Origin of the sequence: Schleiferilactobacillus harbinensis (assembly GCF_008694105.1) — a bacterium.
Lineage (GTDB): Bacteria > Bacillota > Bacilli > Lactobacillales > Lactobacillaceae > Schleiferilactobacillus > Schleiferilactobacillus harbinensis.
The window spans coordinates 1,594,251-1,614,904 of sequence record NZ_CP041364.1 but is presented as its reverse complement, the minus strand read 5'-3'; the positions used below and the strand labels follow the sequence as shown (position 1 = coordinate 1,614,904).

General features: G+C 54.6%; 21 protein-coding genes. 14 read left to right on the top strand and 7 right to left on the bottom strand.

Translation table 11 applies throughout. From position 1 onward, the window contains the following. Nucleotides 1-74 precede the first annotated feature (74 nt). The 4 genes from FMM01_RS08225 to FMM01_RS08210 are packed head-to-tail and all read left to right on the top strand — an operon-like array spanning nt 75 to nt 3,937. Nucleotides 75-1,286 carry a zinc-binding alcohol dehydrogenase family protein gene (locus FMM01_RS08225; protein ID WP_051225505.1) on the top strand — a complete coding sequence of 404 codons (1,212 nt, stop codon included), beginning with the start codon at nt 75-77 and terminating at the stop codon, nt 1,284-1,286. After that, a complete protein-coding gene (locus tag FMM01_RS16475; RefSeq protein ID WP_162921626.1) occupies nt 1,189-2,238 on the top strand; it encodes a YibE/F family protein in 1,050 nt (349 codons plus the stop codon). Before FMM01_RS08225 ends, FMM01_RS16475 begins: the two co-directional genes overlap by 98 nt. Continuing rightward, nucleotides 2,238-3,017: a YibE/F family protein gene (locus FMM01_RS08215; RefSeq protein WP_063516564.1), complete on the top strand. Its 780-nt coding sequence runs from the start codon at nt 2,238-2,240 to the stop codon at nt 3,015-3,017. The genes FMM01_RS16475 and FMM01_RS08215 overlap by 1 nt, the downstream gene beginning before the upstream one ends. Before the next feature lie 2 nt (nt 3,018-3,019). Continuing rightward, nucleotides 3,020-3,937, top strand: coding sequence for a DNA/RNA non-specific endonuclease (locus tag FMM01_RS08210; RefSeq protein ID WP_063516563.1), 918 nt, complete (start codon nt 3,020-3,022; stop codon nt 3,935-3,937). Between the two features lie 64 nt (nt 3,938-4,001). On the opposite strand, the gene FMM01_RS08205 is transcribed toward FMM01_RS08210, so the two are convergent. Then, the gene (locus FMM01_RS08205) at nt 4,002-4,913 is read right to left on the bottom strand and encodes a phosphatase PAP2 family protein (RefSeq protein ID WP_336495160.1); all 912 of its coding nucleotides are present in this window, start codon (nt 4,911-4,913) and stop codon (nt 4,002-4,004) included. Between the two features lie 216 nt (nt 4,914-5,129). Between FMM01_RS08205 and FMM01_RS08200 the strand changes: the two genes are divergently transcribed. After that, nucleotides 5,130-5,363: a hypothetical protein gene (locus FMM01_RS08200; protein ID WP_027829696.1), complete on the top strand. Its 234-nt coding sequence runs from the start codon at nt 5,130-5,132 to the stop codon at nt 5,361-5,363. 45 nt (nt 5,364-5,408) lie between these two features. On the opposite strand, the gene FMM01_RS08195 is transcribed toward FMM01_RS08200, so the two are convergent. From FMM01_RS08195 to FMM01_RS08180, 4 genes are all read right to left on the bottom strand, one after another. Further along, nucleotides 5,409-6,089 (bottom strand): methionine ABC transporter permease, encoded by a 681-nt coding sequence (locus FMM01_RS08195; RefSeq protein ID WP_027829695.1) that lies wholly within the window; start codon nt 6,087-6,089, stop codon nt 5,409-5,411. Next, nucleotides 6,089-7,138, bottom strand: coding sequence for a methionine ABC transporter ATP-binding protein (locus tag FMM01_RS08190; protein WP_190973494.1), 1,050 nt, complete (start codon nt 7,136-7,138; stop codon nt 6,089-6,091). The genes FMM01_RS08195 and FMM01_RS08190 overlap by 1 nt, the downstream gene beginning before the upstream one ends. Before the next feature lie 101 nt (nt 7,139-7,239). Further along, nucleotides 7,240-8,583, bottom strand: coding sequence for a M20/M25/M40 family metallo-hydrolase (locus FMM01_RS08185; RefSeq protein ID WP_150392178.1), 1,344 nt, complete (start codon nt 8,581-8,583; stop codon nt 7,240-7,242). A gap of 25 nt (nt 8,584-8,608) precedes the next feature. After that, entirely contained in the window at nt 8,609-9,469 is an 861-nt protein-coding gene (locus tag FMM01_RS08180; RefSeq protein WP_150392177.1) for a MetQ/NlpA family ABC transporter substrate-binding protein, read from the bottom strand. Between the two features lie 517 nt (nt 9,470-9,986). On the opposite strand from FMM01_RS08180, the gene FMM01_RS08175 reads away from it, so the two are divergent. Genes FMM01_RS08175 through FMM01_RS08160 form a run of 4 tightly spaced genes read left to right on the top strand, consistent with a single transcriptional unit; the run spans nt 9,987 to nt 14,570 of the window. Then, the gene (locus FMM01_RS08175; protein WP_150392176.1) at nt 9,987-11,363 is read left to right on the top strand and encodes an aspartate kinase; all 1,377 of its coding nucleotides are present in this window, start codon (nt 9,987-9,989) and stop codon (nt 11,361-11,363) included. Nucleotides 11,364-11,382: 19 nt separating this feature from the next. Beyond that, the gene (locus FMM01_RS08170) at nt 11,383-12,429 is read left to right on the top strand and encodes a homoserine O-acetyltransferase/O-succinyltransferase family protein (RefSeq protein WP_150392175.1); all 1,047 of its coding nucleotides are present in this window, start codon (nt 11,383-11,385) and stop codon (nt 12,427-12,429) included. Then, nucleotides 12,426-13,451: a homoserine dehydrogenase gene (locus FMM01_RS08165; protein WP_150392174.1), complete on the top strand. Its 1,026-nt coding sequence runs from the start codon at nt 12,426-12,428 to the stop codon at nt 13,449-13,451. The genes FMM01_RS08170 and FMM01_RS08165 overlap by 4 nt, the downstream gene beginning before the upstream one ends. 24 nt (nt 13,452-13,475) lie before the next feature. Then, nucleotides 13,476-14,570 (top strand): aspartate-semialdehyde dehydrogenase, encoded by a 1,095-nt coding sequence (locus FMM01_RS08160; RefSeq protein ID WP_150392173.1) that lies wholly within the window; start codon nt 13,476-13,478, stop codon nt 14,568-14,570. Between the two features lie 285 nt (nt 14,571-14,855). On the opposite strand, the gene FMM01_RS08155 is transcribed toward FMM01_RS08160, so the two are convergent. Next, nucleotides 14,856-16,517, bottom strand: a complete 1,662-nt coding sequence (locus FMM01_RS08155) for a glycoside hydrolase family 13 protein (protein WP_027829690.1) — start codon at nt 16,515-16,517, stop codon at nt 14,856-14,858. 107 nt (nt 16,518-16,624) lie between these two features. Next, on the bottom strand, nt 16,625-17,053 hold the full coding sequence (locus tag FMM01_RS08150; protein WP_027829689.1) for a PTS sugar transporter subunit IIA: 429 nt from the start codon (nt 17,051-17,053) through the stop codon (nt 16,625-16,627). Nucleotides 17,054-17,291: 238 nt separating this feature from the next. Between FMM01_RS08150 and FMM01_RS08145 the strand changes: the two genes are divergently transcribed. The 5 genes from FMM01_RS08145 (at nt 17,292) to FMM01_RS08125 (ending at nt 20,640) form a co-directional block, all read left to right on the top strand. Then, nucleotides 17,292-17,747 (top strand): helix-turn-helix transcriptional regulator, encoded by a 456-nt coding sequence (locus FMM01_RS08145; RefSeq protein WP_027829688.1) that lies wholly within the window; start codon nt 17,292-17,294, stop codon nt 17,745-17,747. Nucleotides 17,748-17,963: 216 nt separating this feature from the next. Next, nucleotides 17,964-19,451: a BglG family transcription antiterminator gene (locus tag FMM01_RS08140; RefSeq protein WP_150392172.1), complete on the top strand. Its 1,488-nt coding sequence runs from the start codon at nt 17,964-17,966 to the stop codon at nt 19,449-19,451. Beyond that, the gene (locus FMM01_RS08135; RefSeq protein WP_027829686.1) at nt 19,441-19,884 is read left to right on the top strand and encodes a PTS sugar transporter subunit IIA; all 444 of its coding nucleotides are present in this window, start codon (nt 19,441-19,443) and stop codon (nt 19,882-19,884) included. The genes FMM01_RS08140 and FMM01_RS08135 overlap by 11 nt, the downstream gene beginning before the upstream one ends. Beyond that, nucleotides 19,871-20,344, top strand: a complete 474-nt coding sequence (locus tag FMM01_RS08130; protein ID WP_027829685.1) for a PTS sugar transporter subunit IIA — start codon at nt 19,871-19,873, stop codon at nt 20,342-20,344. The genes FMM01_RS08135 and FMM01_RS08130 overlap by 14 nt, the downstream gene beginning before the upstream one ends. Then, a complete protein-coding gene (locus tag FMM01_RS08125) occupies nt 20,341-20,640 on the top strand; it encodes a PTS sugar transporter subunit IIB (protein ID WP_027829684.1) in 300 nt (99 codons plus the stop codon). Before FMM01_RS08130 ends, FMM01_RS08125 begins: the two co-directional genes overlap by 4 nt. Nucleotides 20,641-20,654: the final 14 nt, after the last annotated feature.

The window sequence follows — 20,654 nt, the reverse complement described above, 5'->3', positions numbered from 1 at the left end:
GTGGGCGGATGTATGAGCAGTTATCAATGTTCCCACCGGTCGGACTGTTATACTATGGACAAGGAGATGAGCAGATGGTGCCCAAAATGATGCGGGCGATTGCGGCTTTCCAAACGTTGCCAATTCGTGATGAAGCGAGTCTGCAAGATGTTTGGCTGCCTGTGCCGACGCCCAGACCGAATGATGTACTGGTTAAAATCTTGGCGATCTCAGTCAACCCGGTGGATGTGCGCATTCGCCATGCGCTGCACGGCCAAAAGCGGCCGCATGTTTTGGGCTTCGATGCGGTGGGGGAAATCGTCCAGTTGGGCGTCGATGTGCGGGACTTCACCGTCGGCGACCGGGTCTTTTATTTTGGTTCCACCCAGCGCCCGGGCAGCAATGCTGAATATCAGCTGGTGGATTATCGCCTGATTGCCAAAGCCCCCCAGCGTTTGACGCTGGGCCAAACCGCGGCGCTGCCGATGACCGCCGTCACCGCTTGGGAATTGCTGTTTGAACGAATGAGTATCCCCGCCGCGGCGCATGCGACCCATGGGTCCATGCTGGTGATCAATGCCGCCGGCGGGGTGGGCAGTATTTTGGTCCAGCTCGCCCAGTGGGCCGGTCTGGACGTGATCGCCGTCGCCAGTCGCGTCAACTGGCCCTGGCTGCAAAAATACGGAATCCATAAATTAGCGGATTATCATAGCGATTTAACTCCGCAAGTCCAGGCTTTGGGGTACGATATGGTGGACTACATTGCCACCCTGTATGATCCCGTACCTTATTTTGGGGCAATCGCAGATTTGATCGCACCCATGGGCCATGTTGGCTCAATCGTGGCCACCGATGATTCATTGCCGGTGGCCTGGCTGAAGAACAAATCCGTTAGTTTGGATTGGGAATATGTTTTTTCTAAAAGTGATTACGCTTATCAAATGGCGACCCAGGGCCAGATTCTGCAACGGCTGAGTGCCTTGCTGGACGCTGGGGCGCTGCGCTCAACCATTGCCTATAATTTTCACGGCATCAATGCCCGTAATTTACGCCAGGCTCAGGCCATGCTTGAAACCAAGAACACGATTGGTAAAATTACTTTACAGGCTCCCTTTGATGGGGAAGCCAAAGCGTTAGACGATATTGTTTGGAAGGATCCCCAATCTTATGCAGATGAAACACTGGTGGCTTTCCCTAGTCGTCGTCCTGATGACGGGGATCGCCGCGCTGGTACTGACTCGGGTCAACGCCACCTGGTACACCCAACCGGTAGGCCAAGTGATCGCGGTAAAGACCGGCAGCACTAAGAAGAACCTTGATGAACACAATAATACAGATTATCAGACGCGGCAGACGCTGACGGTCAAAATGCTCAATGGCGCCAACCGGGGTAAAACCTACCGTACGGGTAATGTATATACCCGTTCCGGGGCGGTGGATCAGCAGTATCGGACCGGTCAGCAGGTATTTATCAGCTGGCAGGATAAGGCCCGGACTAAACTGGCGATTACGAATCAAAAACGAGATACGGTGATCGTTTTTCTGATTTGGCTGGTGGCCGTTGTCTTGTTGGCGGTGATGCGTTGGCAGGGAGCGATCGCCATCCTCAGTGTGGTGGCAAACATCGCTCTGTTTTTGCTGGCCATTCAATTCGAGCTGCTGCGCTATGGGGCGTCCATGCTGTGGATCTTTGCGGCCCTGAATGTTTTGTTTACGCTGGTGACGCTGCTCCTGATTTTAGGCCCTAAACGGCAGTTTTTGGTGTCCAGCATCGCGACTCTGGGCGGCACCTTTTTAGCCTACGGTATTTTTGTGCTGGTGCTGCAGGTCACCGGCGGTAACGGCCTGCATTATGAGGCGGTGGCTTATGCGCTGCAACAGCCTAAGCCAATCTTTTGGGCCAGTATTATGATTGGCTCCTTAGGGGCAATTATGGATGAGACTTCCGATATTTCCTCCGCGCTGGCGCAAATCGTGATTGAAACCCCAGACGTTCACCGCTGGCAGCTCTTTCGATCTGGTATGACTGTGGGCCGGGAGATCGTGGGGCCACTGATCAGCATCCTCTTTCTGATCTTCATGGCTGACACCTTCCCGATGGCCGTTCTGTACTTAAACAACGGGAACAGCTTCAGCCAAACGTTCACCTGGACGATGTATCTTGGCATGGTTCAATCTCTGGTGAGCGCGATTGGCATCGTCGTCACGGTACCGCTGACGAGTTTCCTCAGTATGCTGTTCTTAGGGGGGCGTAAATAATGGGTGTGATCAGTCTCTTAGGGGTGATCCTGCTGGTCCTGCTCGTGCTGGTTTGCGGTAAGAGCGGGTTGACTATTTTCTTCGGCCTCCTATTGAACTTTGTCCTGCTGTTTATTACTGTGACTCTGTTCGGCCTCGGGGCGCCGCCGGTGCTGACGACGATTCTGGCCAGTGCCGTGATCCTCGCGGTGGTTGTCTTTTTCAGTGCCGCCAGCAACCGGGTGACGCGGATCGCCTACGTTGTTTCTCTCGGGGTGATGCTGATTCTGGCCGGGTTGGCCTGGCTGATCCAGTTCTTTGGCAACATCCAGGGCTTTGGTAACGAGGTTGGGGAGGATATCGGCGGCTTTTCGCTGCTGATCGGGGTGTCCTTTGGCCAGATCGTCGTCAGTATCCTGATGCTGTCAGCCTTGGGCGCCGTCGCCGAGGCCAGTATTGCGGTGACCAGCGGGTTGTTTGAAGTCGCTGATCAAGTACCGGATATTACCCCGGCCCAGCTGTTCAAAGACGGTCAAGAAATCGGCGGCAAGATCATCGGCACCGCACTGAACACGCTGTTTTTCGGCTTCTTCGGTTCCTACCTGGCGTTGTTTATCTGGTTTGTTCAGTTGAAATATGCCCCAGGGCTGCTGTTCAACGATAAACTCTTCGTCAGCGAAGCGGCCTCCGTTTTGCTTTCCACCGTGGGCGTAGTCGCCACCGTGCCCCTGTCCACCTGGGTCGTCAGTGTGACCCTGCAGCATGAAGCGGCCCAAGCCGCCAGAAAGGAAGATCATTAACCGTGGCGAAACGCCGTAAACCTACCCATCGCCGAGGGAAGAAACAACCCGTTCATATCACCCTCGGTTCCCTGATTGTCATTGCCATCATTGCCTTCGCCGTCGCCCGTTTTGGCGGCGGCGCGAGTACGCCCAGCGGGACGACCCATTCGGATGCAGCGCCGAGCAGCCAAGTCAGCAGTGCAGCCAGCCAGAGCAGCAGCACGAGTCAAAGCAGCACCGCTGCGTCGTCCTCAGCCGTGGGCGATAGCAACTGGCAGGCCACTTATGCGGCTTTAGCCAAACTGACCTTTCAATCCGGCAACCCGGCCGCGATCAATGTCAACAGCGGCAAGAGTACGCTGGCCATGAGCGCCTGGCAGAGCAACCACATTGCTTATGGCAATCTGGATAATCTGAACCGAACGACCACCGTGACGGCGTATCTGCAACGGTCCAACTTGGGCCGTTCTGCCGGTCGGCCAGCGCAGAAATGGCAGCCCACCGGCTGGCATCAAGAGTATCGGGTGATCAATGGGGACCGGATCCCCGTCGTCAATCGCGGCCATTTGATTGCCTATACGATGACCTTCAATTTGAATAGTGACGGCGTGCCCCAGACCGGGGCCGAGGGCAGTTCCGACAACCCGAAGAATCTAGCGACCCAAACTGAATTTTCTAACCAGAAGACGATGCAGGTCTATGAACAAGCCGTGCGGGACGCCTTGGGGCGTGGCGCGCGGGTGATCTATCAGGTGACCACGGTTTTTCGGGGGAATGAATTGATGCCCCGAGGTTATTGGTCCCAAGCCGTATCATCGGATGGTCAGCTGAATTTCAACGTCTATATTTGGAACGTGGAACCGCAATTGCAGTTCGACTATGCCACCGGCAGAAATACGATTGACCGGAACATGCGGGTCACCGAAATTAATCAGTAGTGTCAAAAACAGCGCCGCCAGTTCATAGAAGTTGAGCTGGCGGCGCTGTTTGCGTTCGGTACACTTACTGTAAGATTGCTTCGCGTTTGTTGATCAGGTAAGTTATCAATTCAGCAAAGATGTAGATGATCAGGGCTGTTAAGAAAAATGAGAAAGTCACATCAGAGAAGAAATGGGCGCCGATCCGCACCCGGCTGAGACCGACCAAAGCGCCCCAGAGGATGCCGAAAACAAACCAGCGCTGGCGGGCTTTGCCCGTCGCAAACCAAGACAAGACAATGGCCAGCGTGGCCGCCATGGTGTGCCCAGAGGGGAAGGACTTGTGACCAGTGATGCCGTTGGGGTGCAGCCATGAGGTAAAGTCGCTTTGGGCTTTATTCAGTTCATAGGGCCGGACACGGCCCCAATCCTGTTTCAGCGTGGCGTTAGCTTGGGATGCAAACCAGGCTGTGGCCGTGGCGAAGACCGCCACCAGCATCAGCTGGGCAATTTGTGCGTCACTCTTCTTGGCCAGCCACAGTTGGACCAGAATAGAGATGACCACAAGCAAGATCAGGGTCACGGTGATATTCACCGCCACCGGCAAAGCGACGGCGGCGCTGTCACTGTTGGCCATGCCGATGGGTTTGCCGTTTTTCAGATTGTTTTGGATGGCCGCAATATAGCTGCCCTCTTCATTGACGTACTGCTTGGTCTGCCACGCCGTCAAGACGAACCCGCCCAGGGCGAGACTGCCGGCGAATAAAGGCCGTGCTTTCTTCCGCCAGGCATAAGTCATGGCAATTTCGCCGCTGATGATATAAACAAAATAGACCGGGAATTCCCCAAAGGTTTGGAAAAATGTGCCGAACCAGCTGCCGTAGTCAATGACGGTATTGCTGATGGCCAAATCCGCAAATGTTGCGATTACCATCAGGACCACACAAACCAGGGCAGAAATACCAAACCATCGTGTTTTGTCTTGTTCTTCCATCATGGTGATGGATCACCTCCCATTAATACTTTTAGGATACGCTGCCAGCTTCACAGGATAACCTGTTTTCAGTAAATAGAAAGTAAAAATCACAAGACTTCCATTCCGGCATTGAATGCGGTGACATTATTGTTATTGAATTTTTTAAGCAAACTTCATGGTAATTGCTGCGTCAATGAGTATAATAAGTCAGAAGGTAAAAAGAAGGAGGAAATCGTTATGCTAGCACAACAATCACTCAGCGCTACATACGCGGTCAACAAACCCATGCGGGCGTTCGAACACGTTGACGGCACTTTGCACTTATGTGTGATCAAACCCGGTACTGAGCTGCATGTGGAAACATTAGATGATGACCGTCCTGGCGCTCTCGTGAGCGTTCACCATGCCGATCACGTCGATTACTACGATGTCACCCAAGAAGAATTGTTCAGCAAAGCTGATCCCAAATAAATTCAAAAATAAAGACGCAACCCCGCGCGGGCTGCGGCTTTATTTTTATACATGCGTGGTCAACCGGGTCAGCCAGTCGCCCACCCCTTGGACAATGAACACCATAATCAAAATAATGATCATTGCCACAAAGGTCACATCATTCTGGAACCGCTGGTAGCCGATGGACACCGCCAGATTGCCCAAGCCGCCAGCGCCAACTGCCCCAGCCATCGCCGTCAGGCCAATCAAGGAAATCAGCGTCAAGACAGACACCCGAATCAAATCCGGCAGGCCTTCCCGCAAATAAACGCGGAAGATAATATCGATATTCGACGCCCCCATTGCTTGGGCAGCCTCGATGATCCCGCCGTCCACCTGGACCAAAGCGTTTTGCACCTGACGGGCATAGAAGGGGATCGTCCCCACGACCAGCGGTACCAGGGCAGCAGTATTCCCAATCGTGGTGTGCACTAAGAGCCGGGTCAGAGGGTAAATGACAGCCAGCAGAATCACAAAAGGAATAGACCGGAAGATGTTCACGATCTTATCCAGAATGCTATAGACCGCTGGGTGAGGCATGATGCCGCCTTGATCGTAAACCACCAGCAAGATGCCAACGATCAGGCCCAAGATTCCTGCGATGATCGCTGAGAAGAAGGTCATGTACAGCGTCTCCAAGGTCGCCTGCCAAACCTGGTCCCAGATGGGCATCACGTTGGGTAAAAACTTATTCAGAATAGACATTAGTCCACCGCATCTCCTTTCGGATCCAGCAAGGTGACCGTGACGCCCTGGTCCCGTAATTGGGAGAAGGCTGTGGGCAGTTTCGTCGTGTCCCCGGTCAGAATAACAATGAGATTGCCCACCGGTACATCCTGTAAGAATTCAATGTTCCCATACAGAATGTTGGCGGTGATACCGTATTGTTGGTAAAGGCTGGCAATCAGCGGCTGGTCGGTGCTGGCCCCGGTGTAGGATAAATGCACGAGCCGGGCATTGGCTGGCAGATTGATCACCGCTGGCTGCTTGCGCACTTCTGCCAGCGCCGTATCTAATTGCGTCGCTGTATTGATGAAGTCGCGGGTCAGCGCCTGTTGGGGATTGGAGAAAATATCCAGCAATGCGCCGCGTTCCACGATTTTGCCGTCTTCCATAACCGCCACGTGGTTGCACAGTGACTTCACGGCAGACATTTCGTGGGTAATGAAAACGATGGTGATGTGCAGCTGCTGGTTCAGCCGTTTCAAGAGGTCGATGATTTCCCCAGTGGTCTTAGGATCCAGGGCACTGGTGGCCTCGTCGCAAAGCAGAATCTCCGGATCGTTGGCCAAGGCCCGAGCAATCCCCACCCGTTGCTTCTGACCGCCGGATAACTGGGCGGGGTAGGCGTCTGCCTTATCGCTCAGTCCGACCAGTGCCAGCAGTTCCTGTACTTTCTTGGCCCGACCGGCCTTGGTCAGTTTGCTGTAGCGCAAGGGATATTCGATGTTCCCGGCAATCGTGCGGGAATTCATCAGATTAAAGTGCTGAAAGATCATCCCGATTTTGCGCCGAGCGACCCGCAGCTGGTCTTTATCCAGCTTGCCCAGGGCTTGGCCATTGACGATGGCGGTACCGCTGGTGGGCTTTTGCAAATAATTGATCACTCGGACCAGCGTGGATTTGCCGGCGCCGGAGTAGCCGACGATGCCGTAAGTGTCCCCGGCTTCGACCTGCAAAGAAACATCCTGAACGGCGTGGACCGTGCTGGCTTTGTTCTTGAACGTGACGGTGATGTCTTTCAAGTCAATGATGGTTGCCATGTGAGTTGCGTTGCCCCTTTCTTTCTATAGAAGAACGCACAAACCGATCCGGGGTTGGCAGATCGGTGCGCACGTTATTCCACGATGCCTGATTACTTGGCTAAATCTGCGAATATATCGGTGAGAAAGTCGATGCCTTGATGGAAATCACTAATGCGGATGTTCTCATTCGGAGCGTGGGGGCCGCTCTTGGCGTAACCCACACCGAAAGCGAGCAGCGGCGCGTGGAGATAGTGATTAAACAAGTACATCGGGCCGGTACCGGCGGAGCTGGGCAGCAATTCGACTTTGTCGCTGCCGTAGACCGTCTGGGCGACATCCGTGATCCGGGTGACCAGCGGGGCGTCCAGGCCGGAGCGGTAACTCTTTTCCCCCATCAAGTATTCTACCTTAATATCACCGAAACCGTGACGGGCCAGATGCTGGCGGACCAACTCAGCAACTTCTTCCGGGTCCAGATCCGGTACCAGTCGAATATCCAACTTAGCCCGAGCGGTGTGGGGCAGCACCGTTTTGACCCCCTCGCCTTCGTAACCGCCGGTCAAGCCGGCAATGTTCAGGGTGGGGGAGAAAGCCGCTGCGCCCGCGATATCCTTGGTCAGAAATGGCCGAGTCAGCCCGTGCGCAGCCTTGATGGCGGCTGGATCAACGGATTCCGCCGCGACCAGCTGTTTTTCCCGGTCCGTGGGCGGCACGATCTTAGCCGCTAACCCATCGATCAGCAATTCGTTCGTTCCCACAGCCCGCAACGTGCTCAAGGCCTGGACCAGCCGGACCCCAGCGCCCTCAATGTAGGCCGCGGTGGAAGAATGGATGTCTTCAGAAGCCGTGGTGGCCACCAGGTCAATGCAGCAAATGCCCTTATTGCCGCCGGTGATTTGGAGCTGTTCCTGGGCGTTCTTGCTGCCGGATTCCCAGACCACAACGTCGGCGTTGAAGGTGTCGGCGTATTTTTCCAAATAGTTCTCTAAATGCTGGCTGGCGATTTCTTCTTCACCCTCCAGCAGGAACTTCACCCGGCACGGCCAGTCGCCGTGTTCTTCGTGGTACAAGGTGAGGGCGCACAGCCGGGCGATGAGGTCGCCTTTACAATCCGCCGTGCCTCGGCCGACCAGCAGGCCGTCTTTTTCGGTCAGGGTGAAGGGTTCAGAATCCCACAATTCCAACGGTTCCGGCGGTTGCACGTCATAGTGATTGTAGAACAGGATCGTTGGCGTCGCCGCGGTCACGCGGGCCGGGGTGAATTCTCCGTGGATCACCGGGTTGGGCCAGTCGGAGAAGACTTCGGCTTGACCGCCTAAGCTGGTGATCAATTCTTTAAGAAAGGCGACCGTTTCCGGGATGCCTTTCTTTTGGGCGGACACCGACGGAATGGCGACGTATTCGGCGAGGTATTTGGTAAATTGACTGATGATCTGCTGCTTATCGACACTCATTAAACAGGTCCTCCTTTCGCAAGTCTTACTTCAGCGTGATGTCCCAAGCCGGAATGTCGGCACCCTTGTAGATTTCCTTCAAGAGCTTCTTGGTGGCTTCCGTCTGATAGGCCTTGACCAGGTCCAGGTAAGTCTTGTTCTTGGCGTCCTTCTTGTTGGCGGCAATGATGTTAATGTAAGGTTCAGACTTCTTGTTGACTTTCTCGACATACAGGGCGGAATTCGGGTCCAGCTTGGCGTCGTTGGCCACACCATCGTTGACCACGGCGGCAGTGACATCAGACAATGCCCGGGCGGTTTGGGCCGCATCCAGAGCGGTGATCTTCAAGCCCAGCTTGTTTTCCTTAATGTCGGCCGTGGTGGGCAGCGCTTTGTTGTCCAGCTTGATCAAGCCGATGGTGGCCAGGACGTTCAATGCGCGGCCTTCATTGGTGGCATCATTGGGGATAGCGATTTCGTCCCCCTTCTTGAAATCTTTGACGGACTTGATTTTCTGGGAATATAGACGGATCGGGGCCAGGATGGTTTCACCAATGCTGACGATGTCCGACTTGTGGGCTTTGTTCCAATTATCCAGGAAGAATTGGTGCTGGAAAGCGTTCAGGTCGATGGAACCATCGCTCAATGCTGCGTTGGGTTGGTTATAATCGGTGAACTTGGTGAGCTTTAAGTCAATGTTGTATTTCTTCTTGGCCACTTTGCCGACGGCTTTCCAGATCCGGTCGTCACTGCCCATGATGCCCAGGCGGACTGTCTTCAGGGATGCTGACGAGGCCGATGAGGAGCTGGCGGAACTGCTCTTACCGCTGCCGCAAGCCGCGAGTAAGAAGAAGAGCGGCAAGGCCAGGGCGATGGTGATCAGGGTGCGTTTGATTGATTTCTTCATGATTGATTCCTCCGTTTGGTTTAAAAAAATGAGTTGAGCGGCGTGTACGAGTTTGCTGGTCGGCGCCGACCAGCTTTTGGCAAATAAAAAAATCCGCCTCTAGTGTGACTAGAAGCGGATTTTCCGCGGTACCATTCTAATTTGTGTTTCAGCTTACGCCAAAACACCTCGCCAACGTACAGACGCCAAATAATGCGTCGTCATACGCGTGCATGGTAATGGATGCCGGCCATTGCAGTCTTACCCGAAGGTTCGATGCACCGATCGCAGGCCATTTTCGCGCCGCCTGGCTACCTCACTCTCAGCTGGTGTGAGTTTTCTGTACAGTCTCGGCTTTGCTACTTTCCTGTTCTCGTCGTTTACGCTGCTCTTTGATTGATTAACCACGATGATAAACAGATAAATCGGGGTTGTCAAGCTTTTAGATTTTTGGCTCTCATCACTTGACAATTCGATGAATTATCGATTAACTAAGAGCCAATTGGGAACGGATGGGAGAAAGTGGGCGGAACTGATCGTGAAGGTTGTTAAATTTGGCGGGTCATCTTTGGCTAATGGGCCGCAGGTGGCTAAGGCGGTGGAGATCATGCGGGCTGATCCGCGGCGGCGGGTGATGGTGGTGTCGGCGCCGGGGAAGCGGTTTGGCGGGGATGCTAAGGTGACCGATCTGCTGGGCGAGCTGGCAGCGGCTATTTTGGCGGGGCAGGACACGGCCTCGTTGTTGGGGCAGATTTTGGGCCGGTATCGGAGCATTGCCGATTACTTTGACTTGGCCGGGGAGACCATTGCCGATCATTTTCGCACCCACTTGCGGACCTTGCAGGAATCAGACTATCCCAATTCTGAGTACTTATTAGCGGCCTTTTTAGCCCAGGGCAAGTGGATGAACGCGCATCTGATCGCCGCCGTTTTGCAGCACGAAGGCCTGCCGGCCCGGTGGGTATCGCCCCAGGACTTGGGCATGGTGGTTGCTGGACCGCCGCGGCTGGCTCAGCTGCTGCCGGATAGTTATGACCGGCTGGCAAATTTCTCATTGCCAGCGGATGAAATTCTGGTGGTCCCTGGATTTTTTGCTTACGACGCCCAGGGCCATATTGCCACCTTTGCGCGCGGCGGGTCGGACATCACCGGCAGCATTCTCGCCCGCGGCCTGCACGCGGACTTGTATGAGAACTTTACTGATGTGTCGGCCATCTATGCTGCCGATCCGCAGATCATTGCCCATCCCCGGGCAATCAATACGCTGACCTATCGCGAAATGCGGGAACTTTCCTGTGCCGGCTTTTCTGTTTTTAACGACGAAGCCATTGTCCCGGCCATTCAAGGGGATGTGCGGATCAACGTCAAGAATACCAACGACCCCGAGGCCCCGGGGACGCTCATCGCACCGACCAAAGAGGTCAACCATCATCATTTGATCACTGGAATTGCTGCCAGCAACGGCCATATTGCCCTGTACATTCACCGCTACCTGCTGAACCGCGAAGTGCGGTTCCCCTTGCAAATCCTGCAGGTGTTGGCCAAGTACCACGTAAGCTATGAGCAAATGCCGGCGGGGGTGGATGATTTGACGATTATATTTTCCCAGAAGCAGGTGATTCCCGCGGTTCAGACGGCCATGACCCGGGAGATTCGGGCGGCAGTCCAGCCGGATGTGCTGCGCTGGATTCCGAATTTGGCGATGGTGGTCGTGGTCGGGGAGGGACTGGCGCATCGGACAGATTTGGTGGCCCAGATTCTGACGCAACTGGCCACGGTGGAAATTGCCCCGGTGATCATCAGTCAGGGCGCCGCCCGCATCAACCTGACCATGGGCGTTGATACCACCCAGGCCGCCGCGGCGATCCAAGCGCTGTACGCGCTGAGCGCGGAGGATTATAATAACGCCCAATGAGAAAGGCAGGCGAAGAAAAATGAGTACAGTGACCCGATTGAATGGGCTGACCCGGGATCCGGTGCCGCAACCGACCACTGGTGCAAAAAAGATTCTGGTCTTGAATTTAATGCCCAACCGGGCGGTCACGGAGCAGCAGTTTGCTTCGATTTTTGCGGCCACGGGTTTTCCGGTGACGCTCACGTTCTGTCTGCCGGCCAGCCACCAGATTCGCCGGCATGCCAATCAGCTGCATGCCGCCTATGCCACTTTTCCAGAAATTGAAGACCAATTCTTTGATGGCCTGATCATCACCGGCGCCCCGTTGGATCAAAAGCCGTTCACCGATGTGGATTATTGGGATGAGCTCCAGGAGATTCTGACCTGGCGCCGGACTCACGTTCAGGGCAGTCTGTTTCTTTGCTGGGGCGCCTATGCCGCTGGAGCGGTCGATGGCGTATTTGCCGGCCACAGTATTCCAGAGAAAATTACCGGGGTATTCACGGTTGAAGGGTATACAATGCCCCAATCCCGGTATTTTTTGGTGCCGCTGGCAGCGATTGAGCGGGGCGAGATTGTGGCTGGCAACTTGGACTTGGGCGCTGTGATTGTCACCGACGATACCACCCACTCGACCTATGTGGCCGGGCACTTTGAATACAGCGCCAACACACTGGCTTTGGAGTATTACCGGGATCAGGCAAAAAACGGCGATGCGGCGCCGGAACCGCAGCATTATTTTACCGGCGATAACCAGTACTCCTGGACTTGGCGGGCTGATGCCGTGGCTTTCTATCGCCGCTGGCTGGCGAAAATCACGGACAGTCAGCCGCCGGCAGCGGCGGACACTGGCACCGCTTTGCCAACCATCCCGCTGACCAGTTTGGCCGCGGCCCGGCGCGCCGGTTTGACCCCGTGGCAAGGGGCTAATGTGGACACGTTGATTTATAACCTAACGCCGCATACAGACCGAGTCTGGCTGCTGGACACACCGGCGCATCACGTCGATCTGGCTAATGCCTGGGCGATTTTGCATCATATTCAGCCAGAAATTCAAGTCATTGCAACGAAAGAAGGGATCGTATGACGATCAAGATTGGGCTGCTCGGACTGGGCACAGTGGGCGGCGGGGTCATTGATATTTTGCGCGCGCAGCATCCCGCCTGGCCGGTCCAGGTCACCCGGGCGGCAGTACGGCACATCACCCCGGCCCGCCAAGCCCAATATTCGAACATCCCGCTGACCACCGATGCGGCCAGCGTGGTCGCTGATTCGACAATTGATGTCATCATTGAAGTGATGGGCGGTGTTGACCCGACCTTGCCGTTGCTGGAAACGGCTTTGCACACGGGGAAGCACGTGATTTCGGCCAATAAGGATCTCATCGCCCAACACGGCGAAGAGCTCGCCCAGTTGGCACTGGCTCAGCACGTGGGTTTTTATTACGAAGCCGCCGTGATGGGTGCCATTCCGATTTTACATACTCTGGCCCATACGTATCCAAGTGACCAGATCCAGCGCATCGTCGGGATCGCCAACGGCACCAGTAATTTCATTTTGACCCAGACCAGTTTCTTTGGATCCCGGTATACCAGCGCACTCAGAGAGGCTCAGGCCAAAGGCTTCGCCGAGGCGGATCCGACCAATGACGTATCTGGGTTGGATGCCGCCTATAAGCTGGCGATTTTGACCCGCTTGGCCTTCGGTGTGACGCCAACCATGGCCCAGATTCCACGGCAGGGAATCGATCAAAAACTCCCTGACGCCATCGTCAAACCGTTGATCATTGCCGAACGTCGCGGACCGCGTCAACTCATGTTGGCGGTGGGGCCGTATGTGATCAAGCCCAGTAATCCGCTCAGCGGCGTGAACGGCGCCAACAATGCGGTGCTGATTTCATCCACCAACATGCAGGACATGATGCTCATGGGCCCCGGGGCTGGGGCCCGGCCCACCGCCAGCGCGGTATTGGCCGATCTGGCCGACCTCGTGACCCAGATCCGCCAGGGCACGGTGCCGGATCCGTATCATGAACGGACCCGCTCGGCCGCCGACTGGCAGATCATTGCACCGGAGCCGGTCAGCACTGGTATTCCAGTCTTAGCGTAATTCAGGAAAGCAGAGGGAAATCAATTGGCAGAAAAATCATATACGGTCGCGATCCTCGGGGCAACGGGTGCTGTGGGCACCCGCTTGATCACGCAGCTAGAACACTCCACGATTCCAGTGAAACAGGTGAAACTGTTGGCGTCATCCCGGTCCGCTGGTAAACAATTATCCTTCAACGGGCGGCCAGTTACCGTCGAAGAGGCCACGCCGGCGTCCTTCCAGGGGATCGATTTGGTCCTGGCCTCTGCGGGCGGCGCTGTGTCTAAAGCGTTATTGCCCGCAGCCGTGGCGACTGGTGCAGTCTGCGTGGACAACACCAGCTACTGGCGAATGAACGATCACGTGCCGCTGGTGGTGCCCGAAGTGAATGCGGCGGCGCTGGCGGAACATCACGGGATTATCGCCAACCCTAACTGTTCCACGATTCAAATGGTGGTTGCCTTGGCGCCAATTCGCCAACAGTATGGGCTCAAGCAAGTGATTGTCTCCACTTATCAGGCAGCCAGCGGCGCCGGGCAGAGTGCGCTGAATGAGCTTTATGCCGAAGCCAAGCAGGCTGTGAATGGCGAAGAAATGACGGCGAACATTTTGCCGGTGAAGGGGGCGGCGCACCACTATCCCTTGGCGTTTAATTTGCTGCCGCAAATTGATGTCTTCCACGATGACGGTTATACCCACGAAGAGTGGAAGATGATCCACGAGACCAAAAAAATTCTGGTGGGCGATAAAAACAGTCCCGACCCCAAAGTGACCGCCACCTGTGTCCGGGTGCCGGTACCCATCAGTCATGGGGAATCCGTCTATATTGAGACAGAACAGCAGCTATCCCCAGCCGACTTGCGAGCGACACTGACCGCCGCCCCGGGTGTCGTGGTGCAAGATGATCCCGCCCAGCAGTTATATCCCCAATCGCTGACTGCTACCGGCAAACGGGATACGTTCGTCGGCCGGATCCGCGCCGACGCCGAAAATCCCGGCAGCTACAACCTTTGGATCGTGTCCGATAATTTGCTCAAAGGGGCCGCCTGGAACACCGTTCAAATCGCCGAAGAGTTGGTCAAACAGAACCTAGTCCATGTGGCGGCCGGTGATGCCGCTTTGTTTTCTGACCAGGATTAATCGCAGGAACGTAAAAACGCTCTGACGGGAAAATGTTCTCGTCGGAGCGTCTTATATTTTCGTGGTAGATATCCTGGTGTTCTGCGTATCCAGTGCCAAGTGCGTAGCAAGCGGAGGCGGATGGGGCTCAGCCATGGAAACAACACGGCGGCTTTGCCGCCGATGTTGTTAGGCGATTTTGAGACTGCGCAGCAGGCTCAAAACGCCGTCATGGCGTTCCAGCCCCATCCGCCGCAGCTTGCGGAGCACTTGGCACGGCGTACGAAGAACAAACTCTATCCCAGCTTACTTCGTCAGATAAACCTTCACTTCATAAGGCCGCAACGTGCTGCCTTGATCATCATCATAGTTGCTGAGAATCAAGTTCGTATTCGCCGGCGCCGCCGCGTAATCACGCGTGATCGTATCCTTGCTGAAGTTGGCCGTCAAGGTCAATTTTTGACCTTCAAACTCCCGAGTATACGTCCAGGTCTGTTCGTCATCCGGATCCAGCAATGTGTAATCACCATACGTGATGATTGGATACTGCTTGCGCAGCGTGTTCATCTTCTGGTAGAAGTAGAACACGGATTCCGGATCAGCTAAGGCCGCCTTCACATTGACCGTATCGTAGTTGGCATTCAGCTGGATCCACGGATCCACACCCTCTGGGGTGAAACCAGCGTTAACTGAATCATCCCACTGCATCGGTGTCCGGGCATTGTCCCGGGAAGAATGGTGCAGGGCGGCAATCATCTGATCGTTAGTCAGCACCTGATGCTGCTCTACCAAGTCACGATAGGCATTGCGGGATTCGATATCCTTGTAATCTTCGATGGAGTTGAAGTTCATGACGTTGGTCATGCCGATTTCTTCCCCTTGATAGATATACGGCGTCCCTTGCTGGAAGTGGAGGACCGCGCCCAGCATCTTAGCCGACCGGACCCGAAACTCCGGACTGTCGTTGCCGAAGCGGGAAACGACCCGGGGCTGATCATGGTTGTTCCAGTAGAGGGAATTCCAGGCCTTGCCATTCAGTTCGGTCTGCCACTTGCTCATGATGCGTTTCAGGTTAGTCAGCTGCCACTGGTGCGGGCGCCACTTCCCAAGTTCTTTGTCGCTGTCGACCCCCATATGCTCGAATTGGAAGACCATATCCAGTTCATGGCTGTTAAAGCCGGCATACTTCAGGGCATCATCTGGGTGGACGCCGGGCGTCTCGCCCACAGTCATGATGTCATACTTGCTCAAGACCTTTTGGTTCATTTCTTCTAAGTATTCGTGAACGTGGGGCCCGTTGGCCGGTTGCCGCGGTACGGGGTGCTCAGCGGTAGGCGCGAACTCTTTGGTCTTCGAAATCAGGTTGATGACGTCCATCCGGAAACCGTCAATGCCCTTATCCAGCCACCAGCTCATCATATCGAAGACGCTGTTGCGCACCTTAGGATTGCGCCAGTTCAAGTCAGGCTGTTTCTTTGAGAAAAGATGCAGGTAATATTGGCCGGTCGTATCATCAAACTGCCAGGCGCTGCCGGAGAATGACGATTTCCAGTCGTTGGGTGCGTGACCATCCACCGGATCCTGCCAAATATAGTAGTCCCGGTACGGATTATCCTTGCTCTTGCGGCTTTCCATGAACCAGTGGTGTTCGTCGGATGTGTGGTTGACCACTAAGTCCATGACGATCTTCAAGCCCTTAGCGTGGGCTTCTTTAAGTAATGCGTCGAAGTCTGCCATGGTACCGAAATCGGGCATAATTGCCTGATAGTTGCTGATGTCGTAGCCGTTGTCATCGTTCGGAGAACGATAAATCGGGTTGAGCCAAATCACATCTACCCCAAGTTTCTTGATGTAGTCCAGCCGCTGCCGAACGCCATCCAAATCGCCGATGCCGTCCTTATTCGAGTCTTGGAATGAGCGGGGGTATACTTGATATACGACCGCTTCTTGCCACCAATGCTTGTTCATAGTAAAAATACATCCTTTCCTTTTTTGCCTATGCTTCCACCTTACCACGAAACCGTTTCAGAACGGGTAAATATCCCGTAAATGTTAGCGGTATCAGGCAGCTGACATTAGTTTTCCAAGATCAGCAGGCGGCGAATGGCACCGGATAACAGGCTGACCGGCAATTGATGCAGTTCGCGGCAGGCCTGCGGGTCGGCCAGGATACGCAAAAGCTGAATGAATTCAGGCTGATTATGCGTATTAGGCCCAATCAAGACAATGACCAGCCACAGCGGCAGCTGGTCTGCCCGTTGGAAGCTTTGCTCATTGATCAGCGGAGCGGTCACCACCCGGGGATCATCGGATGTGGGGGGATCAAAGCAAAGCACTCGGATGCCTTGTTTGGCCAGCGTCTTGTTCTTCCCGGGCCAAGCCGCAACGCCGGCGAGAAACAGGTCTGGGGAAGCAATCACCTGTTGTTCCGCGAGCCGCTTGCCGACTTTTTTCAACACTGCGTCGTACCGGGTAGTGGCGACGGGTTGTAATTCAACGATCATTTTTCCTTTTCCCCCCTTGGCAAATCAACCGCTTACGTTACTTGCTTGATCCGTGCAAAACGATGCGGATATGCTACAGTAGAGATAGCATAAGTGGGAAAATTGTGCAACTGGTATATAGGTAACAACTGTTATGTATGCAACGGTTGACAAAATGTCCGGTTGAGTTGGTAGCCTGATTTTCCCACTTGTTGGATAATGTAGGACATGGGCCGCAAACCAAAAAGGGGGTGACGTCATGTCATTGGGGGAAAAGCTATTTAAGTTGCGCAAACAGGCCGGCTATTCCCAGGAGACAGTTGCCGAAAAGGTGGGGGTCACCCGGCAGACAATTTCCAAATGGGAAAACGACCAGGCGTTACCGGAAATGATCAAAGGAAAATTATTGGCAGAACTCTATGGCGTTACATATGACAGCCTCGCCAGTGAAATTACTGGCACGCGGACAATCGCCGCAGCAGCGGATCCAACGCCGGACATTGATTGGACCAATGCCTGGAATAGGAGATACCCGGTTTTAACTCATTATCACGACGATCCGAAGTCCCATATCATGCGGTCCCAAGTATTCGGGTTGTACGATGATATTCAGAGAGAATTGGGGCTTTCTGAACTCGATACTTTCCTCGTCATGCGCGATATGGTGTGTGAGCGGTACCGGCAGTATACCCGCAACCGGGGGAAACCTAACTGACAGCTGGAATACAGGGCAGTATCAGCGATATGCTGATGCGGCCTTTTTGTTTAACACTGAGTGAGATAAGAAAAGCTGATTTAGCTCTTAATACTGACATACCAGTTGCTAAAACATTGTTTTTGTGTTTCGCTTAAGAAAACTGTCCACAGCATCGGACACAACTCCGGACGCCTTCTGGACAAATGTCGTTAGTATATTAGATGGGTGAGGTAAATGAGAGAACGGACAAAAGAGCTGCTGACTCTGCTGGCCCGCGCCGATGGCTATGTCACCGCTGAAGAACTGGCCAACAGCTTAGCAGTATCGAACAAAACAATTTATCGCCTGGTAGAAAGAATCAATGCGGCCCATACCGAGCCGCTGATCGTGACCAGCCGCGGCAAAGGCGTCAAGCTGTTGAGCGAAAACGCGGCGGCCCCGGTGAAATCGGTGGTGCCCAGCGGTCACAGCGAGTTTTCCCCGTTGCAGCGGCAGAATAAAGTGTTGCTGACGCTGTTGTTCAAGGCCCCATATTATGTTCAGCGAATTCAACTTTTCGCGGCATATTATGTGAGCGATTCCGTAATTCAGAGTGATCTCACGGCAATCAGCAATTTGCTGGCCGCCGATGAGTTGAAGCTTGTCCGGGATCACACGCAAGTGGCGGTTTCCGGTAAGGAAGAGAACATTCGCCGGGCCATCAATCACACCCTGGAACGGCTCAATTTATTCTCGGTCACCAGTATTTCCGAATTCAGTGCTGGCGCCACCGGTCTGGATAAGTTTGACCAAGCCTTCATTGTGGGCGAGATCAACCGCATTGAGCGCACGATCGACGGCGATATTCCCTACCCGTACAACATTAATTTGTTCTCCCATATGTATACCCTGATCATGCGGGCGCGGAACGGCCGCTGGGCCGAAGCCGATTACCAAATGACCCCGGTAGATGTTCAAACCGCCCAGGATAATGCGGTGCTCTATGAGTTAGCCAAGGTTATCATTGGTGATTTTGACCGGTACCTGGTGACCCAGCTGCCTCTCACGGAAGAGCTGAACATCTTCCAGTATCTGCTCTCCATTCAATTGGGCGGGGAAGCGTCGCAGCTTTTGCCCATGGCCCCCGAGGTATCAGCGTTCACCAGATTTCTTACGGACCAAGTGGCCCAGCAGAGCCACCTGGTCTTGGATGCCGCCTCCTTGACGGATCTGGAGCGGCATATTCAGCCGATGCTGAATCGGCTGCGCAACGAGATCACCGTTAAGAACGTCTGGCTGACAGAGATCAAGAAGCAATACGGCGACTTGTTCAAAGTGATTGCCCAGGCGTTGACGGCAGCGGCTAAACATTTTCGTTTGGCCCCGATCAGTGCTGACGAAGCCGGGTTTGTCACTCTGTACTTCGCCCGCTGCATGGAGGAACAGGATCGGCCCAAGCGGGTCGTGATCATGTGTACTAGCGGGCAGGGTACGTCGGAGCTGTTGCGGGTCAAGGTCAACAAGTACTTCCCGGATCTGGTGGTGCCGGCGGTGATTTCCACCGCCCAATATACGGAGGACAATATGAGCACGTGGCATCCGGACGTGGTCTTATCCACTGTTCATGTCCAGCCCATTGATCATGTGCCAGTCCTGTTGGTCAGTGCGTTATTCGGCGATTTAGACCGCACCAATCTGCGGCACATCCTGAATGACCAAGTGGAGGCAGCCAATGCGCATTGACGTATATCCGACGACCACCATTGGCTTTCGCCCGACACTGACCGCGGTGGGCGCGTACCTTGCTGCAAGGGGCATTGTGCCGAGTGCGTCTGTATTTTGCGAAACGGCATTAGCCCGCGAACAACTCGGCAGTACCAGTATCGGCGCCGGGCTAATGGTGCCGCATTACATGGCGGCGGGCTTTACCCCCGCGCGACTGGTGCTGGTGCCGATTCATGCCGACGCCAGTTGGGCGGGGGTGGACGGCGAACCGATCCAGCTGCTGCTGATCACCTGCTTTGATCCCGCTATGCCTCAACCGGCGTTCCGCGATCTGCTGCGAGCGCTGGCGGATCCCAACAATGGCGCTCGGCTGATTCAGACACCGGATGCAGAGTTAGCCGCGGTGGCGGCTAAAATGATGAAAATGGAGGACAACAATGGGCTTAATTAGTGAATCACTCGTATTCCCAGAGCAGACATTCGCCAACAACGAAGAAGCGTTGCGCTTTTTGGCGGAGAAATTGAACGCTGCCGGCAAGGTGCACGACGACTTCTTCGATGCCGTTTGGGCCCGGGAGCAAAAATTCCCCACCGGTTTGCCGGCGGGCAAGATCAACGTGGCCATTCCCCACGCCGATGCCAAATATGTTAAAGAATCCGCCATCGCCGTGGCGACGCTGGCCAAGCCGATTCAATTTCACAACATGGCCCTGACCGATCAAGAATTACCGGTTAGTCTGATCATGATGCTGGCCATTCATGAACCCCATGGACAAGTGCAGGTGCTGCAAAACGCGATGGCTCTGTTTCAGGATGAAAAGCATCTGGCCCAGTTATTGGCTGAACACGACGCGCATACGTTATTTGCCGACTTGGACAAGACTCTGGCCGGCATCTCGTTAGACCAATGAGCGCGCTGAAACGGGTCCTCATCGTCTGCGGCGCTGGAGTGGTCACCAGTACAGTGGCCATCGAACGGCTTCAGGAAGAAATCAACCGGCGCGGTTTGCAACACCAAATCAGCCTGACCCAGGGCAACTTCCAAGATGCCCTGGCGGATGGTGATACATATGATCTGGTTTGCACCACCACTGTAGTGCCCAATGGCATGCCAGAACATATGCTGTCAGCATTGCCACTGGTCTCCACGGTTGGCGTGGACCAGTTCTACACCATATTTTTTACCAAATTAGGTTTACCGCAATAATAAAACAGACTATT

Coding starts and splice junctions, on each gene's coding strand:
- FMM01_RS08205 (WP_336495160.1), bottom strand. CDS start 4,913: ATGATGGAAGAACAAGACAAAACACGATGGTTTGGTATTTCTGCCCTG.
- FMM01_RS08180 (WP_150392177.1), bottom strand. CDS start 9,469: ATGAAGAAATCAATCAAACGCACCCTGATCACCATCGCCCTGGCCTTG.
- FMM01_RS16475 (WP_162921626.1), top strand. CDS start 1,189: ATGACGGGGATCGCCGCGCTGGTACTGACTCGGGTCAACGCCACCTGG.
- FMM01_RS08125 (WP_027829684.1), top strand. CDS start 20,341: ATGAGCGCGCTGAAACGGGTCCTCATCGTCTGCGGCGCTGGAGTGGTC.
- FMM01_RS08155 (WP_027829690.1), bottom strand. CDS start 16,517: ATGAACAAGCATTGGTGGCAAGAAGCGGTCGTATATCAAGTATACCCC.
- FMM01_RS08215 (WP_063516564.1), top strand. CDS start 2,238: ATGGGTGTGATCAGTCTCTTAGGGGTGATCCTGCTGGTCCTGCTCGTG.
- FMM01_RS08225 (WP_051225505.1), top strand. CDS start 75: ATGGTGCCCAAAATGATGCGGGCGATTGCGGCTTTCCAAACGTTGCCA.
- FMM01_RS08140 (WP_150392172.1), top strand. CDS start 17,964: ATGAGAGAACGGACAAAAGAGCTGCTGACTCTGCTGGCCCGCGCCGAT.
- FMM01_RS08135 (WP_027829686.1), top strand. CDS start 19,441: ATGCGCATTGACGTATATCCGACGACCACCATTGGCTTTCGCCCGACA.
- FMM01_RS08200 (WP_027829696.1), top strand. CDS start 5,130: ATGCTAGCACAACAATCACTCAGCGCTACATACGCGGTCAACAAACCC.
- FMM01_RS08170 (WP_150392175.1), top strand. CDS start 11,383: ATGAGTACAGTGACCCGATTGAATGGGCTGACCCGGGATCCGGTGCCG.
- FMM01_RS08145 (WP_027829688.1), top strand. CDS start 17,292: ATGTCATTGGGGGAAAAGCTATTTAAGTTGCGCAAACAGGCCGGCTAT.
- FMM01_RS08185 (WP_150392178.1), bottom strand. CDS start 8,583: ATGAGTGTCGATAAGCAGCAGATCATCAGTCAATTTACCAAATACCTC.
- FMM01_RS08130 (WP_027829685.1), top strand. CDS start 19,871: ATGGGCTTAATTAGTGAATCACTCGTATTCCCAGAGCAGACATTCGCC.
- FMM01_RS08195 (WP_027829695.1), bottom strand. CDS start 6,089: ATGTCTATTCTGAATAAGTTTTTACCCAACGTGATGCCCATCTGGGAC.
- FMM01_RS08150 (WP_027829689.1), bottom strand. CDS start 17,053: ATGATCGTTGAATTACAACCCGTCGCCACTACCCGGTACGACGCAGTG.
- FMM01_RS08165 (WP_150392174.1), top strand. CDS start 12,426: ATGACGATCAAGATTGGGCTGCTCGGACTGGGCACAGTGGGCGGCGGG.